At 58.4% G+C, this 17195-nt stretch carries 16 protein-coding genes, 2 tRNA genes and 1 pseudogene; 12 read left to right on the top strand and 7 right to left on the bottom strand.

Annotated features, from left to right (window positions below):
- Position 1 precedes the first annotated feature (1 nt).
- The 3 genes from ihfA (at position 2) to E2F43_RS08410 (ending at position 781) form a co-directional block, all read left to right on the top strand.
- The gene (ihfA, locus tag E2F43_RS08400) at positions 2 to 310 is read left to right on the top strand and encodes an integration host factor subunit alpha (protein ID WP_133211625.1); all 309 of its coding nucleotides are present in this window, start codon (positions 2 to 4) and stop codon (positions 308 to 310) included.
- Complete coding sequence (locus E2F43_RS08405) at positions 285 to 647, top strand: MerR family transcriptional regulator (RefSeq protein ID WP_133211627.1); 363 nt, start codon at positions 285 to 287, stop codon at positions 645 to 647. The genes ihfA and E2F43_RS08405 overlap by 26 nt, the downstream gene beginning before the upstream one ends.
- A gap of 57 nt (positions 648 to 704) precedes the next feature.
- A tRNA-Pro gene (locus E2F43_RS08410) sits at positions 705 to 781 on the top strand.
- Between the two features lie 115 nt (positions 782 to 896).
- Here the strand turns inward: E2F43_RS08410 and E2F43_RS08415 are convergent.
- Positions 897 to 1106, bottom strand: a pseudogene (locus E2F43_RS08415) (transposase); the annotation flags it as partial.
- Between the two features lie 203 nt (positions 1107 to 1309).
- Here E2F43_RS08415 and E2F43_RS08420 point away from each other — a divergent pair.
- The 4 genes from E2F43_RS08420 to E2F43_RS08435 all read left to right on the top strand — a co-directional run bounded on the left by E2F43_RS08420 (position 1310) and on the right by E2F43_RS08435 (position 6012).
- Positions 1310 to 2014, top strand: coding sequence for a hypothetical protein (locus E2F43_RS08420; RefSeq protein WP_133211629.1), 705 nt, complete (start codon positions 1310 to 1312; stop codon positions 2012 to 2014).
- Positions 2015 to 2259: 245 nt separating this feature from the next.
- Entirely contained in the window at positions 2260 to 3027 is a 768-nt protein-coding gene (locus E2F43_RS08425; RefSeq protein WP_133211631.1) for an exodeoxyribonuclease III, read from the top strand.
- Positions 3028 to 3132: 105 nt separating this feature from the next.
- Positions 3133 to 3348, top strand: a complete 216-nt coding sequence (locus tag E2F43_RS08430) for a dodecin (RefSeq protein ID WP_133211633.1) — start codon at positions 3133 to 3135, stop codon at positions 3346 to 3348.
- Positions 3349 to 3543: 195 nt separating this feature from the next.
- Entirely contained in the window at positions 3544 to 6012 is a 2469-nt protein-coding gene (locus E2F43_RS08435) for a TonB-dependent receptor (RefSeq protein WP_133211635.1), read from the top strand.
- A gap of 653 nt (positions 6013 to 6665) precedes the next feature.
- Here the strand turns inward: E2F43_RS08435 and E2F43_RS08440 are convergent.
- Positions 6666 to 7358, bottom strand: a complete 693-nt coding sequence (locus tag E2F43_RS08440) for an anti-sigma factor family protein (RefSeq protein WP_133211637.1) — start codon at positions 7356 to 7358, stop codon at positions 6666 to 6668.
- Between the two features lie 14 nt (positions 7359 to 7372).
- Positions 7373 to 7876 (bottom strand): RNA polymerase sigma factor, encoded by a 504-nt coding sequence (locus E2F43_RS08445; protein ID WP_133211639.1) that lies wholly within the window; start codon positions 7874 to 7876, stop codon positions 7373 to 7375.
- A 168-nt stretch (positions 7877 to 8044) separates the two neighbouring features.
- On the opposite strand from E2F43_RS08445, the gene E2F43_RS08450 reads away from it, so the two are divergent.
- Positions 8045 to 9868, top strand: coding sequence for a S8 family serine peptidase (locus E2F43_RS08450; RefSeq protein ID WP_238946811.1), 1824 nt, complete (start codon positions 8045 to 8047; stop codon positions 9866 to 9868).
- Positions 9869 to 9895: 27 nt separating this feature from the next.
- Here the strand turns inward: E2F43_RS08450 and E2F43_RS08455 are convergent, their stop codons facing one another.
- Positions 9896 to 10828, bottom strand: coding sequence for a hypothetical protein (locus tag E2F43_RS08455; protein WP_238946812.1), 933 nt, complete (start codon positions 10826 to 10828; stop codon positions 9896 to 9898).
- A 146-nt stretch (positions 10829 to 10974) separates the two neighbouring features.
- Here E2F43_RS08455 and E2F43_RS08460 point away from each other — a divergent pair, with 146 nt between their 5' ends.
- From E2F43_RS08460 to E2F43_RS08470, 3 genes are all read left to right on the top strand, one after another.
- On the top strand, positions 10975 to 11694 hold the full coding sequence (locus E2F43_RS08460) for an esterase/lipase family protein (RefSeq protein WP_238946813.1): 720 nt from the start codon (positions 10975 to 10977) through the stop codon (positions 11692 to 11694).
- An 86-nt stretch (positions 11695 to 11780) separates the two neighbouring features.
- Positions 11781 to 12053, top strand: a complete 273-nt coding sequence (locus E2F43_RS08465; protein WP_133211643.1) for a DUF3144 domain-containing protein — start codon at positions 11781 to 11783, stop codon at positions 12051 to 12053.
- Between the two features lie 115 nt (positions 12054 to 12168).
- A complete protein-coding gene (locus tag E2F43_RS08470) occupies positions 12169 to 13473 on the top strand; it encodes a nucleotide sugar dehydrogenase (protein ID WP_133211645.1) in 1305 nt (434 codons plus the stop codon).
- Between the two features lies 1 nt (position 13474).
- Here E2F43_RS08470 and E2F43_RS08475 read toward each other — a convergent pair whose 3' ends face one another.
- From E2F43_RS08475 to E2F43_RS08485, 3 genes are all read right to left on the bottom strand, one after another.
- The gene (locus E2F43_RS08475; protein ID WP_133211647.1) at positions 13475 to 14986 is read right to left on the bottom strand and encodes an FMN-binding glutamate synthase family protein; all 1512 of its coding nucleotides are present in this window, start codon (positions 14984 to 14986) and stop codon (positions 13475 to 13477) included.
- Positions 14987 to 15113: 127 nt separating this feature from the next.
- Positions 15114 to 16367 (bottom strand): coiled-coil domain-containing protein, encoded by a 1254-nt coding sequence (locus tag E2F43_RS08480; protein ID WP_133211649.1) that lies wholly within the window; start codon positions 16365 to 16367, stop codon positions 15114 to 15116.
- A 184-nt stretch (positions 16368 to 16551) separates the two neighbouring features.
- Positions 16552 to 16638 (bottom strand) — tRNA-Leu (locus E2F43_RS08485).
- 198 nt (positions 16639 to 16836) lie between these two features.
- Here E2F43_RS08485 and E2F43_RS08490 point away from each other — a divergent pair.
- Complete coding sequence (locus tag E2F43_RS08490) at positions 16837 to 17109, top strand: hypothetical protein (protein WP_238946814.1); 273 nt, start codon at positions 16837 to 16839, stop codon at positions 17107 to 17109.
- Positions 17110 to 17195: the final 86 nt, after the last annotated feature.

Here is a 17195-nt window from a genome sequence, read left to right on the forward strand (position 1 = left end):
GATGACCGCGCTGACAAAATCTGAGATGGCAGAACGCCTGTTTGAGGAGCTTGGGCTCAACAAACGGGAAGCCAAGGAGATTGTTGAGCTCTTCTTCGAGGAGATACGTTCGTGCCTCGAAAATAACGAACAGGTGAAGTTGTCGGGATTCGGCAACTTTGACCTGCGCGACAAGAGCCAGCGCCCCGGTCGAAACCCCAAAACCGGTGAGGAAATCCCCATCTCTGCCCGCAGAGTGGTGACTTTCCGGCCTGGGCAGAAGCTGAAAGCCCGAGTAGAGGAATATGCTGGAACCGAGCAACAACAATGAATTGCCCGCGATCCCGGGGAAGCGTTACTTCACCATAGGTGAGGTCAGTGAACTGTGCGCTGTGAAGCCGCACGTGCTGCGCTACTGGGAGCAGGAGTTTCCCCAGTTGAAGCCGGTCAAGCGTCGCGGCAACCGCCGCTATTACCAGCGTGATGATGTGCTGACCATCCGCCAGATCCGCAGCCTGCTGTACGATCAGGGCTACACCATCGGTGGCGCCAGACAGCGCATGACCGACGAGGACAACGGCTCCGCGGGCGACAGTATCAAGGCTGTTATCCGGGAAACCATCGAAGAACTCGAAGAGCTGCTCAAAACCCTGTCGCCGGCCAAATAGTGTTTGTAAGCAGGGCGGTTTTCAGTATAATGCCGCCCTCGCAAACAAAGCGATTATCGGGGCGTAGCGCAGTCTGGTAGCGCACCACACTGGGGGTGTGGTGGTCGTAGGTTCAAATCCTGCCGTCCCGACCAAAAAAACCATCAAAAACAGTCAGTTAGGCCTTCAGTCTGCTGGCTGTTTTTGTTTGTTCAGAAGTTTAAGTCCATATTAAGTCCGTTCGGGATGAGCGAGAGCGGCTCTACCCAATTAACGGGGATGGGCATTCATCCGTACCCGACTGATAATGCCGTCCCACCCGCAGTGGGTCAGCACCCTCAACCGATAGTTCTCAAAGTTTCTAAAACCATAGGCCCTCCTGCAGATCATTTCCACCGTGTTATGGAAGCCCTCCGCGATGCCATTGCTCTTACTGAACCGCCACATGGCAACGATGGGCTCCAGCCAGCGGGTGAGGGTCCAACAAGACACAGGCCATAGCCCTGTAGGCAGCAAGCAGCGGCGCCTGTTAGGGTCCGGGTTAATCCAGCACTGACAATGATGGGGAGAGGACGCTGAAACCAGGTATCACGTAGTTTCTTGAGCTTCTGCTGCCCAGTGGCTATGTTGATTTGCGTATCATAATCTTTAGCGCTGAGCGCCACTGAAAATGGAGCAAAACCATGTCCGCCGAAGTCACGATAGCCAGTCAATACAACGGGCCACCGAATTCAGGTAATGGCGGTTACGCCTGCGGCGTGCTTGCGGCCTTTCTGGGTGGTCCAGCCAGGGTCAGGTTACACGTGCCCCCACCCTTGAATACTGCGTTGCGGGTCGTGGAAACGGCCGCCGGTGGTGTCGAAATGTATGACGGCGACACGCTGGTGGGCAGTGGCGCGCCGGCCGCCGTCGACCTGGATATACCGGCTGCTCCCTCGTTGGAACAGGCTGAGGAAGCCACAGCCCGCTATCTCTGTTACGAGGATCACAATTTCCCCACCTGTTTTGTCTGCGGGCCGGAGAGAATCGATCATGATGGCCTCGAGTTATTCCCGGGACCGGTATCCGACTGGAACCTCCTGGCCTGCCCATGGCAGCCCGCGGCAGACTGTTTGGACACTGCAGGCACTGTCCGTCCTGAAATCGTCTGGTCCGCGCTGGACTGCCCCGGTTACTTCGCTGCCATGGGTGAGTACATCCGCCCTGCGGTGTTAGGCGAACTGGTCGGTGATATTCACGCCGATGTTCCCGGTGGAGAACGTCTGGTCGTGTATTCCTGGCCCCTGGGCGAGGAGGGCAGGAAGTTCTACGCCGGTACCGCCATCGCCACTGCCGCCGGTGAAGTACTGGCAAGTTCCAGATCGACCTGGATCCTGTTGAACCGCTGAGTCGCGATCCATTCAAAGCGGCGAGTGCGATTGTTCTACTGGCGGTGGGAGATCAACTGCATCGCCAGCAGGTTTTCTGGCCAAGCCCTGTTTCCAGAGAGAAATGAAATTCAGGGATAAAAAAGTGGCCGCTGTTTCAGCATCGATGTCAGTGACGGGTCGGGTTTGTTCGCTAGCAAGCACCGCAGGCGCCCCCGTTTACGCTAGACTTTGCATCTTATTCACTGCCGGACTTCACCACCCTCATGAAAATCGCCTCCTGGAATGTCAACGGCCTGCGCGCCATCATGAAAAAAGACTTCACCGAATCCCTCCACACCCTGCAGGCAGACATCCTCTGCCTGCAGGAGACCAAGGCGCAGGACGACCAGGTGCACGCCGCCCTCGAGGGCGTGGAGGGCTACCACGTGTACAGTAACTCGGCGGTTCGCAAGGGCTACTCCGGGGTCGCCATCCTGAGCCGGCAGGAGCCACTGTCGGTCCACGCGGGTATCGGCATGGACGACCACGACCAGGAGGGTCGTGTGCTCACCGCCGAGTACCCGGACTTCTATCTACTCACAGTCTACACCCCCAATTCCGGCAATGAGCTGGTTCGCCTGCCCTATCGCGAGGCGTGGGACCGGGATTTCCTGTCCTTTGCCCGGCAACTCCAGCAGAAAAAACCGCTGCTGATGTGCGGCGATTTCAACGTCGCCCACCGGGAAATCGACATCGCTCGGCCCAAACCCAACTACAACAGGAGCGCTGGCTACACGCAGCGGGAGATCGACGGAATGGACAACATTCTCGCCGCCGGCTTCGTGGATACTTTCCGCCACTTCCATCCCGATACGGTCAAGTACAGCTGGTGGAGCTACCGGGCGGGGGCACGCGGCAAGAACATCGGCTGGCGGATCGACTATTTTCTCGGCTCCCGCGAGTTGGTGGAGTCGCAGGTGGTGGACGCAGGGATCCACAACGACATCTTTGGCTCAGACCACTGCCCGGTGGATGTCGAGTTGAAAGGGTAGCCGCTATTGTCACCGCCCGATTCCCGGGCTGGCGGCGCAAGCCGCACCCGCTGCCAGTTAGGCTACACTCCTGAAGAGTTACCGACAGAACCGGGAGTTGAGCGCATGTCAGACCATCACACCTACAAGAAAATAGAAGTTGTCGGGTCATCGAGAGAAAGCACGGATGATGCCATCCGGAATGCGATCAGGCAGACCGCAAAATCCGTCGACAATCTGGAATGGTTCGAGGTTGTCGAGAGCCGAGGCCACGTGGTCGACGGCGATATCGGCCACTTCCAGGTCGTATTGAAGCTGGGATTCAGAATAGAGGGCAGTTGATCATTGAGTTGTGGGATCGCGATGTGTCCGGGGAGGACCGTCAGCCTCACTATGGAATGGCCTGTCCACTCACATCAAGCGCTTATTTCTCTGAGAGCGGACACTGCACGGAGCAGCGCTATCCCTTTTCCCAGCTAGTCTGCGGGGAGCGTATGTCATTACACACATTAGCAGTAATAGAAGGATGATCTTTATATGCAAAATAATTATATAAATCGCAGGCAACAACACCCCGGCACGCGTACCTCTCTGGCTTTTGCGGTAGCAGCCATTGCTGCAATCGGCTCGGCGGCGGCGTCTGCTGTTCAATTGGAAGAAGTCGTGGTGACTGCGCAGAAACGCGCGCAGACTGCCAATGACATCGGTATGGCGATCAGCACCTATACCGGGGATGATATGAAAGAATTGGGAGTGGTCGATACCGCTGACATCGCTAAATTTACCCCCGGCTTTACCTTTACAGACTCCGGCAGTGGTGTTCCAGTCTATACCCTGCGCGGTGTCGGCTATAACGACGGCAGCTACAGTGCCACGTCCACCGTCAGTGTGTATGTCGATGAATTTGCTATTCCTTATCCCATCATGACCCACGGCGCGCTGCTTGACCTGGAGCGTGTAGAGGTGCTCAAGGGGCCGCAGGGCACGCTCTATGGACGCAACACCACCGGTGGCGCCATCAACTATATTGGCGTCAAGCCCCGTGAAGAGTTCGAAGCGGGCATTCTCGCCTCCTATGGCAGTTTCCAGACCTTCGAAACCGAGGCCTATGTAAGTGGCGCGTTGGGCGATACCGTGCTTGCACGGTTGGCGGCACGCACCGTTCAGTCCGGCGAGGGATGGCAGGAAAACCCGGCCAATGGCGAGGAACTGGGCGAAAAGGATACGACCTCATTGCGACTGACCCTGACTGCCGATATGACCGACAGACTGTCGGGTCAGTTGCAGGTAAACTGGTGGGAAAATAAGTCGGACACCCAGGCTCCCCAGTTCGTGAGCGCCGCGTTCCAGAGCCCGAATAACGCGCTGGTCGTGCCGCTGTTCGAGAAGTGGCAACCCAGTGGAAAGGACGATGACACCGAGGATGCGAGCTGGATCGCGGAGCAGGACTTCACGTATGACATGGAGGGGACCTCAGTCAGCCTGGCATTGAACTATGTGATCAACGATGCACTCGAACTGGTGTCGCTCACCGGTTACTCCACATTCGATGACTCTGGTTCATCGTTTGATCGCAGCGGTTTTACCGGTGTTCCCTTTGCAGAGGCCGAGCCTTTTCTGAGCTATCTTGATCTTGCCACCGGGCAATTGATTCCCATCGCAACTGAAGAGGAATACCCCTGGGTGCCGGAGAGCATTTTCGATAACGACGCATCGATTGATTTTTTCTCACAGGAATTACGCCTGCTGGGATCAATGGGTGACGTTAACTGGGTAGCCGGTTTGTACTACAGTAGCGATGATAACGACTCACTGGTGAAACAACAGAACCAGATATCGACCAATACCAACGGTGCGGGCGGCGCACCCTTCCTGGGCTTCAGTGGAGTGAATACCTCGACAGAGCAGGAGTCACAGACGCTCGGCGCCTACGTACACAGCGAGTGGCAGTTCACCGATACACTGCGCCTGACCACGGGGCTGCGATACAGTGATGACGAGATTGACTTCTATGGCTGCTCCGCTGACCCGGGTGACGGATCGCTGGAAAATTTCTTCTTCAATATCACTGCGCTTGGGGCGGCCAATCTGTATATACCCCCCGGCTTCGATGCCAATGACTGCGGCACAACCCTGACTGATGCGGACGGGAACCCCCTCAGGCATGGCGCTGCGGAAGATAAGCTCGAGGAAGACTCCTGGTCTTACAAGCTCGCGCTGGATTGGTTCGTGACGAATGATGTGATGCTGTACGGCAGTCTCAGCCGCGGTTTTAAATCAGGGGCTTTCCCAAATCTCCCCGCCAATGTCGACCGCCAGTATGAACCGGTGGTGCAGGAACAACTCGATGCCATCGAGGGCGGCATGAAAGCCACCTTGCTGGATGGTGGTATGCAACTGAATGCCAGCGTCTATTACTATGACTATAAAGACAAGCAGTTGCTAGGAAGCATTCTGGATCCCACCTTTGGTGTCCTGCGCCTGCTGGAGAATGTGCCGGAGGCTACGGTCAAGGGCGCCGAGTTGGACATGCAATGGCAACCGCTGGATGGATTGTATATCGCCCTGGGCGCCAGCTATGTAGACAGTGAAGTCGAGGAGTACACCGGGCCCAATGCGTTCGGGGAGATTCTTACCTTCGACGGGTCTCCATTTCCCTACACTGCTGAACTGCAAGCCAACGCACTGGTTAACTACGAGTGGTCTATCAGTGACAGGCTCAACGGCATCATCGGGTTTGACGTTAACTACTCCGATGAGATTCCACAGGACTTTGAGCCGAAGTCTGGCAAGCTGAATTCCGACTTCCTGGTCGATTCCTACAGTGTAGCCAATGCCCGCCTGGGAATTGCGGATGTCGGCGAGAATTGGCGCGCCATGCTCTGGGTGCGTAACCTCACCGACGAGGTCTATGCCAACAGCGTTATCAAATCCCCGGATGCGGTGGTCCGCTACATGGGGATGCCGAGAACCTACGGAGTGACGTTACAGTACACGTTCAACTAGAAAGCGACCCGCCTTCTCCCGGGATCGGTTGCAGGTAATCTGCCGGCAGCTGATTCCTGGGGGGCGAGTTTAACCTTTTCAAGGGGAGCCGGGCGACCTTGGCTCCCCATCTCCAGCACCTTCCCGATCGCGATAATCCCCAGGATCACCAGCGTCCCGCCCATCAACTGCAGCCTGCGCTGGACCCCAGACCGGGCGTCTGCAAAAAAATTCAATTATTTTCGAAATAGGTGGAATAACTTCCGGCCCTCACCCGTCAATTAGTCAAAGTGGAGTGAAACACCACCTTGAGGTAGCGGGTGGCGAGCCATTTGGGTACGCATCGAAGAGCCTTAAGGCCAGTACAGAATGCGAGGCCGTCACTGCAGACCTCACCTTTTTTCGCTACAGGCTCCAGGGTTAAACGTAACCGGAGTCGGTAGCTCATGCCTCCCAGAGCGGGGACCGCTAGCCCTCCGCACTGAACTTCAGGGCCTGTCATCTACATGGGGTGGCAGGCCCTGTTTCTCTTTTAAATCAGTATCTTAGTTCTCTTACCTAATTGCTTTTCCAGGCAGGCCTGCGGCCTCGCTACAGGCTGAAACCGCAGGGCGCCCATAAAAAAGCCCGGTTGCCGAGGCAACCGGGCCAAAAAGGGGTAGCCCGTGGACCTGCTATTCCCAGTGAGTGTCAATCAGTGCCTTTTCATCGGCTGCGCTGAGGGGAATTCCCTCTGCGTGCTCCGCCAGGAAGTCGGCAACCGCGTCGGCATCACCGGCGCCGGCGGGGCGGAACTCGGAGGCACTGCCGGGTAATTCTGCTGCGGCAAGCACGCGGTTATCCCACTGGCCGGCCTCGCGACAGGCGACACCGCGCTGTGCTTCACCTGAGACGCTTAGCAGATACTCGCGGCACCAGTTGCCATCCATGGAGTGGAAACTCAATACAGGGCGGACCTGGCTGCCGTCGGCAAGCGTCTTCCAGCCAGCAGCCATGGAAGGGGTGGTTTCCAGAATGCCTGCCAGTGTCGGTCCGGCGGGGGCATTCTGCTGCCACTGCGGTGCCAGCAGGACACCTGCCGCGGCGACCAGGGACGCGGCCACCGCGTACTGCCATGCGCGGCGCTGCCTGCGCGCGGGAAAACTGACAATATTGGAGGCGGGGCGGAGCATGGCGACGATTCGCTGCGGCGCCTTGTCGGTGCCGGCGAAGGCCTGCTTTACCCGGTCATCCAGCTTGCCCATCTCTTCAAGGCTGGCCCGCAGTTGCGGTTCGGCCTGCAGGCGCTGCTCCAGTTGGCGGGCGGCGATATCGTTCAGTTCGCCATCCAGGTACTGGGAGAGCAGTTGATAATCCTGTTCGTTCATAGTGCGGTCTCGCTTCAGTCCACGTCTCGCGGCGGGCTGTAGTGCTGAAGTAAATTTTTTCTCGCCCGGGCGATGCGACTCATGATGGTGCCCACCGGCACTTCAAGAATCTCCGCCGCCTCGGCGTAAGTCTTGCCCTCAATCGTTACCAGGCTGAGCGCCAGGCGCTGTTCCTCCGGTAACTTTTCCAGGGCGGCTGACACGGCTGCTATCTCCCGTTCTCCGTCAGCGATTTTTTCCGTGGAAGGCGACTGTTCCTCCTCATCGGCAAGCGATGGATAGCGCTGCCTCACATCCCTGGATCGCAACTCGTCGATCCATACATTCTTGCAGACCCGGTAACTCCACTTGGCGGGGTGCGCGTCTTCCGGCATGCCCTTGTGCAGCAGTTTCTCAACCGTGGTCTGCAGCAGGTCGTCAGCGTCAGCGGCATTGCCGGTCAGCGAGTAGCAGAACCGGCGCAATCCACCCAGTTCGGCCATCAGAGCCTCACGTTGTGAATCGCTGAGCGCTGGCATACAAATCCTGTTAAAATATGAGACGTTTGGGCGCGCGATTTTATTCCATCAGGGGGAATTATTCCTTGCGCGGCACGTCATCATTACACTAGACGACGCGTTGTCGTGACGGTGAATACTAGCATGATTTTCTTCAAGCCATTGATAACTTTAGCAATAATCCGGGGTTTGTTCCGCGCACTCAGTGCTGGAACAGTACTGTCGCTTTGTCTGCTTGCCGGCAATGCTGCCTACGCCCAGGTACCCGGTGAGCTGGTCGGCTCAGACCTTGATGAGCAGGTCGAGGACGCCGTCGAAGACGAAATTGAAGAAACGGTCGATGATACGGTGGCCGACGTCGCCGATGAAAGTGTACAGGATGCGGTGGAAGACGCAGTCGAAGATCAGTTGGACGAGTTGCTGCTTGGCCCCGGCGATCGGCAGGTAGAGGAAGAGATCGAGGAATCGGTCGAGGATGAACTTGAGGAATCTCTGGAAGATGCCCTCGAGGACGACGCCGAGCAAGTCGCCGAGGAGACCGTCGAGGACCTGGTCGAGGAGGCCGTAGAGGAGCAGATTACCGAAACCGTCACCGAAGACGTGGAAGAAAATGTCGACGAAACGGTAGAGGAAGCGGTCGAGGAGACCGTTGCCCAGAACGTTGAGGACTCGGTTCAGGACCAGGTAGAGGACTCTGTGCAGCAGGAAGTTGCCCAGAATGTCGAGGACACGGTAGAGGGTGATCTGGAAGAGCAGGTGGAGGCCGAACTTGAAACGTCGGTGGAAGAGGGGATAGCGCAGACGGTGGAAACCGAGGTGGAAGCTTCGGTGGAAGAGGGTATTGCCCAGGCCGTCGAAATGTCCACCGAAGTCCAGGTCGCTGATGCGGTGGAGGAGCGTTTCGAAAACCAGATTGACGACATTCTCGACACCCTGGAAAGCGACCTCGAGGTGGACGAGGACAGAATTGCCCGGGAGCAGTGGCTGGTCATGGCCGAGCCGGAAGTGTTCGAGGAGTTGGCTGAAAAAGGCTACCTGTTTGACACGGTAACCGACCTGCCTGCCCTGGGTATGCGCCTCGCAGAGGTGGCAGGCCCCTCCAGCTTTGACATCACCGAGGTTCGCCGCGGGGTACTGGACGTGGTCGGCAAGGACCGGGCCGATGTCGATTTCAACCACATATACACTGCCGGTACCGAACTGGTGGCGACCGAAACCGGTATTGCTCCCCGTCAGGCTATCAGTCTGCCCGAGACTGGCACCGCGACGAGTGCCCCTCGAATCGGCATGATCGACAGCCGGGTGGACGTGGCACATCCGGCACTGGCAAGTGCCAGCATTGAGAGCCGTTCATTTGTCGCCAGCGATGCCGTCCTGCCCGATTTTCACGGTACCGCCATCGCCTCCATCATTGCCGCCAATGACCAGGGCTACCAGGGCTTAATGCCGAACGCACGCCTGTACGCTGCCGCCGTGTTCGAGCGGGATGAGGAGCGTGGTGAGATCGCGTCTACGGTCAGCCTGTTGCGGGCTCTCGACTGGTTGATTTCCAGCGAGGTGGACGTGGTGAATATCAGCCTGGCGGGCCCTCCCAATCGCCTGCTGGAAACCGCACTCAAGAGAGCCGCCAGTCAGCACGTCCTGGTCATGGCCGCGGCCGGTAATGGCGGCCCTGTCGCCCAGCCCATGTACCCGGCCGCCTACGACACGGTGGTGGCGGTGACTGCGGTGGACGAGGGACGCCAGATATTCAGGCTGGCAAACCGCGGTAGCTATCTGGATATCGCGGCACCTGGCGTCGGTTTGCTGCACGCCCGGGCAGGCGGTGGCTATGCGGCGTCCTCGGGCACCTCCTTTGCGGTGCCGTTTGCCGCAACTGCGGCGGCCAGGCTGTTGAGCGAGCAGCCGGGGGCGGATGTAATGACCCAGTTGTACCAGTCTGCGGAGGACCTGGGGCCGCCCGGGCGCGACGAAATCTACGGCTACGGGCTATTGCGCCTCACTGCAATCTGATGGTCCGGGGCTTTCGCGGAGCCCCGCTCACCAGCGGTAGGAGAGGCGGGTTCCAATCACGTGCTGGTCGTAGTCTGAGCGGGGAAAGTTGGAGTCGTAATCCCCGTAACCGCCATATAGGCTAATGCTGCCCTTTTCCATCACCGGGTATTCGAGGTCGATCTTCCAGCGGTGACGCCGGTCCTCACGCTCTTCGCCGATACTGGGGGTAATGCCGCTGTAGTCCCGGTGTTCATAGCGCCAGGAAAGTTCGGTCTTCAATACGTCGCCGAAGACCTCGAAGCGGTGGATATAGCGCAGTTTGAAATTGTCCGCACTGTAGTCGTAGCGGTCTGCTACCGCATCTTCGTCCTTGAACTTGTAACCCAGGTTAAAGTAACTGCGCAGCCCGCGGCGGAAAAAGTAGAAATCCACTTCTCCGGCGTGACTTTCAGCGTTGCGGAACTCATTCTGTTCGATAGTCTTGTCCGAGTAAACGTAGGCACCCCTTGCGAACCAGCGCTTTGAGAGGAAGCCCGAGACATAGGGAGAGCCCCGGTAGTACTCAAGGAAGTCATTGCCGTCCAGCCGGGCGTTGATATAGTACAGAGTCAGCCCGCTGTTTACCTCGCCAATCCTGGCGCCAAAATCCAGTCCCAGCAGGTGAGTCTGTCGGTCGACAAAATTGAATTCCTCGTAGTCTGCCTGGCTGAAGTCGTAGGTGAGGGTCATGTCCAGGGTGTCGGTGAACTGGTGCTCCAGTTGCAATTCCGCGTTCACCATCAGGGAGTAGTCGCTCTGGTTGCTGGACGCATCCAGTTCATCAACCGTGACGTTGCTGTCATACTCCACGCCGAGACTCACTTCCGCGGAAAAGTCGGTAGCCGAGGTGCCGCCGTTTTGACCCGAGGCCGGAACAGCCACCACGCCAATGGCGAGAGCGCAGTAGAATCCTGCCGTGTAAACGGGTAGTTTTGTCATGTATCTCGGGAAGCGTTTTATTGTAGGGTTTCGGGTGGATGTCAGGCTGGCGGCCATGATAGCAAAAATTTCTCCCGGGTCATCCCCGGGGTCGCGCTATTGCCCTAGTGTATACTTTTAATTTCGCCAGACTGAACCGACCGTCCATGCGCCGTCACATTTTCCTGCAGACCCTTTTACTGTTTGTGTTGTGCCAACAGGGTCAGGTACGCGCCGCCGACAGTGGCGAATGCGTGGTGCTCCTGCACGGCCTGTTCCGCTCATCTGCGGCGATGAAGCCGATGGAATGGTATTTCCAGCGTTCCGGCTACGAGGTGGTCAATCAGGGTTATGACTCAATCGCCGAAACCATAGAGGTACTTGCTGAAACGGCGGTGGGTGGGGGGCTGGCGGCCTGCCATGCCCAGGGTTTCCCCCGGGTTCACTTTGTCACCCATTCCCTGGGCGGCGTTCTGGTCCGGCAATACGCTTCCGTGCACTCCCTGGCGCCGGAGACTCGTGTTGTCATGCTGGGGCCACCCAACCAGGGCAGCCAGGTGGCAGCGTACTACGCCGGTATCGACTGGCTGGAAGTGCTCAGGCCCGTGGCCATTGACCAATTGGCTGCCGGTGACCAATCCATGCCGCTGAAACTGGGGCCGGTGGATTTTCAGCTGGGAATCATAGCCGGTAACCTCCGGGGTTCAACCCTGTTGCCGGGCTTTCCTGATGGCCCCAGCGATGGCACTGTATCGGTCGCCGAGACCGTGGTTCCCGGCATGCTGGACTTTCTGCAGATGCCGGTCATGCATACATTTATGATCTGGAACCCGCTGGTGTGGGAACAGGCAGAACATTTTATCCGCCATGGTTCATTCAGCCGTTGACGATACCCTGCCAGCGATAGTCGGCAGGCCCTGGCAAAAGTGCTAGAATCCCGCGCCTTTAACCGCCCGTTCCGACAGGAGACCTCATGTCCAAATCCGATGCCCAGATGCACACAGAATGTTTGAATCGTTTTATCGATCTCGCCAATACCATCAAAGATGAAGGGGTGGGTACCCACGTGATTTCCGCTGCCATGATGTCTGCGTCGGCCGTCTACGCCACTTACGTCGCCGCCGGCAACGAAGGTGGGCTCACCGAGTCAGGTATGGACAAGATTGTTGAAGCCTATCGTCACCAGATGAAGCAGGTGCAGGCGGCCAAGAAGGCGGAGTTTGATCGGGCAAACGCGTCGTCCTGATGGACTGACCATCGGCGTTCAGCCCGGACTGGCGATTCGTCCGCTTTTCCTTTGCCTCTGCAAGCCCGCTCGGGCAGACTGAGCGTCCCTGTGTACTGTTGAGTGTGGCCTTTCCATGTTTGAGACTGTTGCTGTTGTCGGCCTCGGCTATGTTGGCCTGCCACTGGCGATCGCCTTCGGCCGTCTGCAGCGCACAATAGGCTTTGATCTCGATGAGGCCAGGCTGGAGCGCTACCGGCAGGCATTGGACCCCAACGGCGGTATCTCAGCCGATGAGTTCACCGCAGCCACTTACCTGGAGTTCAGCAGTGACCCGGGGTGCCTGCGGGATGCGGATGCAATTCTGGTGGCGGTGCCAACCCCCATTGATGAAGCCCACCGCCCCGACCTGTCACTCCTGGAAGGGGCTTGTCGGACTGTCGGGGCTAATTTGCGCTCTGGCGCCACGGTGATTTTTGAATCCACGGTGTTTCCCGGGTGTACCGAGGAAGTATGTATACCCATTCTGGAGCAGACCTCCGGACTGAGCTGGCTGGGAGCAGAGGGGGCCAGCGGTGCGGGGTTTCATGTGGGGTACTCCCCCGAGCGTATTAACCCTGGCGACAAAACCAACCGACTGGAGACTGTGGTCAAGGTCGTGGCCGGCGATACGGCAGAAACCCTGGAAAAAATAGCCTCCTTTTACCAGTCGGTGGTAACAGCCGGTGTGCACCGGGCGGTCAGTATAAAAGTTGGGGAAGCCGCCAAAGTCATCGAGAATACCCAGCGCGATCTCAACATCGCGCTGATGAACGAATTGTCCCTGATCTTCAACCGCATGGGCATCGACACCCTGGATGTGCTGGAAGCGGCCGGGACCAAGTGGAATTTCCTGCCTTTTCGCCCGGGGCTGGTCGGTGGACACTGTATCGGCGTCGACCCTTATTATCTCACCTACAAGGCTGAAACACTGGGGCACCACCCCCAGGTCATACTGGCCGGTCGCCAGACCAATGACGGCATGGGCAAGTTTGTCGCCGAACAAACGGTCAAGAAACTGCTGCAGTCAGGTCGGCCGGTTGATTCGGCTCGAGTAGTGGTCCTGGGACTCGCCTTCAAGGAAGATTGCCCGGATATCCGCAATTCCAAGGTGGTGGATATTGTCACCGAACTGCTGGATTACCGCTGTGAGGTATTGGTTCATGATCCCCTGGCGGAGCCGGCGGAAGCGCTCGGTGAGTATGGGCTCGAACTACACCCCTGGGATCAATTGCCGCCCGCGGACGCATTGGTACTGGCTGTGCCCCATCGGCAGTACCTCGACATGGGGCTGGAAAAACTGGTCGCCCTGTTGGCTCCAGGGGGGATTGTTATCGACGTCAAGTCACGTCTCGATAGAACTTCACTGGCTGCCGCTGGCGTTCCCTGCTGGCGGCTATAGCTCAGCGATACTGGGGCAGCGTTTGCGCTTCCGGGTATAAATCCACCATGGACTCCGGGCTACCCATTTCATTGATTATCTGGGCGTTGTCCCGCCGCAGCAGGGCAGGCTCCGCCACTCCACAGGAATGGGCAATCACTTCCACCTCATGCATCAGGTTACGGGCGTAGTGAGCGACGCGCTCGGCCTTGTCCGCCGGTACCAGGCCCCGCTGCAGATCTTCGTCGTGGGTGGTGATACCCGTGGGGCAGGTGTTTTTGTTGCACTGCAGGGCCTGCACACAGCCCAGGGCAAACATGAAACCGCGCGCGGAATTGACGCAATCCGCTCCCAGGCAGAGCGCCGCCGCCACCCCGGAAGGATTGATCATTTTTCCGGAGCAGATCACCCTGATTCGGCCCCTGAGACCATATTCCACCAGCTTGTTGACCACCAGTGGCAGGCTGCGGCTGAGGGGCAGGCCCATATAGTCAATCAGGCTCTGGGGGGCGGCGCCGGTACCGCCATCGGCGCTGTCGAGAGTGAAAAAGTCGGGGGCGTAGTCCAGGCCACGTTGGTGAATCTTCTGGCAGAACTCATCCAGCCACTGTGACTGGCCCATCACCGCCTTGATGCCCGTGGGCTTGCCAGTGACCTGTCTCACCCGGTGAATCATGTCCAGCAGTTCATCCAGTGAACTGATATCCGGGTGACGGTTGGGGCTGATCGAGTCCTCACCTTCGGGGATGCCGCGCGTGCTGGCGATGTCGTGGGTGACCTTGGCGCCCGGAAGGATACCGCCTTTGCCGGGTTTCGCTCCCTGCGACAGCTTGATCTCGAACATCCTGACCTGTTCGTGGGCGGCCAGCGCTTTCAGTTTGTGGTCGCTGAGTTTGCCGTTGGCATCGCGAACACCGTACTTGGCGGTGCCTATCTGGAATACGATGTCGCAGCCGCCCTGCAGGTGATAGGGCGAAATGCCGCCCTCACCGGTATTGAGCCAGATACCGGCCTTGTGCGCACCCGAGGACAGGGCGGTGATGGCGGGGGCGGATAACGCGCCGAAGCTCATGGCGGAGATGTTGAAGAACGCGGTAGTGGAGTAGGGCGTGTGGGCAAAGCCATGACCGAAGTCGATGGAACTGCGTGGCTGTATCTCTTCATCCAGTGGCGGGAACAGGCCATTGAGGAAAATGTAATCCCCTGGCTGGTTGAGTGGGTGAGTGGAGCCAAAGGCGACGGTGGAGTCCAGGTTTTTTGCCGCTCGGTAAACCCAGGACCGCTGGGCACGGTTAAAGGGCAACTCCTCCCGGTCGAGGGCAAAGAAGTACTGCCGGAAAAATTCGCCCAGGTGTTCGAAAAAATAACGAAAACGGCCGATAACCGGGTAGTTGCGGCGGATGGTCTGGGAGGTCTGGGTGACATCGATGATATACATCCAGGCCACAACGAGAATCACCACGCCAATGGTGAAGGTGAACAGGAGCGCGCTGATTTCAATAAACCCCAGCGCGAAGTTTTTCAGCGTGTTCATCTCCGTATCCACATCGCACTCCCGCGGTCAGTTTGGCAGGGAACCAGTGTAGCCGTGTGGAGGAGTTTTTCGCCAGCTGAAATATCCTGCTGAGGGGGTCAGGTCCCGGTTCGCCCGCTTCGACGGTTCAGGGCTGTGAGGAAAGTTTCTCTTCCTCGAGTTTGAGTCGGGCGAGCCGTGCCTCGAGCGCCTGCCGCTGGCTTTTGCGAGTCTCCTCCAGGTGCATGAGCTGCTCCTGGGCTTCGTGCTGGACGCGCTCCTCGTGCTCCCAGAGCTCGGTGAGTTTGTCCTCTCGATCCTGCTCGGTTTGTTCACGTAGCTTGCGGACTTCTTCCAGTTCGGATTCGAGCTGATGCTCGTGTTCCTGGCGTTTGGCCTGCAGGCTGGCGATGGCCTTGTCATAGTTATCCTGCAGGGATTCCAGTTGCGCCTGGAGCTGTTCGGCTTCCCGTTCGCGCGTCTGCTCCGAATCTGCGAGCAGTTGATCGAACTCGGCAACGTCTCTTTCCGCTTGCTCGCGAATGGCGACTATGCGGGCCTCGAGCTGGGCGATGCTTTCCTCGGCTTCCCGTTCGCATTTCTCCCTGTCCAGGCGCAGCTGCTCTGCGTTGGATTCCGATTCGGCAATTCTTGCCCGGGACTCATCGTCCGCATGCTTTATCTGCAGTTTCAGCTGTCGCTGCTGCTCGAGCTCTGCTTCGTCGATACCGGCCACGCTTTCTTCCAACTGCTTCCGGCTCTCGGATTCCAGCGCTTGCAGTCGGCTGAACTCGTCCTGGCTGGCCAGCAGTATTTCTTCCCGCTGAGCCTTGATATGTTCCAGGGTTTCGCTGTTCTCGCTTTTGATCTCGTCCTGCATCTGCTGCAACTGCTCGAGTCGGCTGGCGAGGCTCGCTTCGGCGTCGCTCCTGAGTGAACGCAATCGGGCCAGTATTTCCTCTTTGCTGGGTCCTTCAGTCTCATCACTGTCGGCTGGCACCGGCTCTGGATCGGCTTGAGGAGGCGGGGCAGGAGGTTCAGGCGGTTGTTCCCGAGAGGGTGGAACCGAGACGATTTCGCCCCGGCGGGGCGCCTGGAAAACGGCCGGGTCGGGGGCGGTAATCCGGGTAAAAACTTCCGCAGCGGGGGCGTCCGAGTTGGCTGCCGGCTGGTCGCTGGGCACCAGTTGGGCGACCCCGCCGATATCGGTAATTCGACGGAAATAGTCGGCTGCTGCCTTGCGGTCCAGGTTGCTGCGCAGCACGAAAGAATCGCCGGAAAACAATTCATCCAACACCAGCGGGTCACGGATACGGAACAGCTCCGCGAAGCCGTCGCGGACCTGCCCAGGCTCATGATCTGGCAGAATGTCGCCCTTGAAGGTGAGGTCAAACCGTTTCACCCGCTTACCCTTGTGCTGCGTTCTTGTCGATTATCGAATTTAGGGTGCTGGACAGGTCGTATCCAGCGAAAAAGGGTGAAATCTCCAGATTTTTAGCGTGGTACCGGAGGCCGGAGGCGCTCGGCCGGCGTCCCGTGGTCCGACACATCGGCCGGCACGCGCCTGGCGTGCCGTTGAGCAGTAGTGGTACCGGAGGCCGGACTCGAACCGGCACGCTTTTAAGGGCGGGGGATTTTGAATCCCCTGTGTCTACCAATTTCACCACTCCGGCACAGAGGGGGATATGGACCTGAAAGTGTCCATCTGGAGAGCGCGGGATTATAGCAACCGGCCTTTAAACTGCAATATTTTTCCTTAACCCTGCCGGGATTTGACGGTACACTTCGCGCCAGCTCGATTGTGAGCAATTGTCCAACGCGTAAACCGCCCCCCGGGCGGGTGATCTGAGTACCTTTGAGGAGAAAAGAACATGGCCATGAAGCTGGTGAAGAAAACCGCCGAATACAGCATTTACAAGCGCAGCGATGATCGCTATGCGGTCAGGGATGCCGACAAGAAGCCCGTCAACGGCGAAGAGAAAGTCCGGATCCTGGTTGCCGAGGACCTGATCAAGGTCACCCTGCCGGCGGAGCCCGAGGAAGCGCCTGCCGAAGAGGAGGCGGCTGAAGCGCCTGCGGAGGCTGAAGAAGCCGCTGAAGAGGCCCCGGCCGAAGAAGCAGAGGACGCAGACAAGGAAGACTGATTCCCGCTGTTCCGCGACCGGAAGCCGGCCCAGTGCCGGCTTTCTTGTCCATGGGCTGGTGATAGGCCAACTGGAGCGGAGCCGGC

The organism is Seongchinamella unica (genome assembly GCF_004354085.1).
Taxonomy (GTDB): domain Bacteria; phylum Pseudomonadota; class Gammaproteobacteria; order Pseudomonadales; family Halieaceae; genus Halioglobus; species Halioglobus unicus.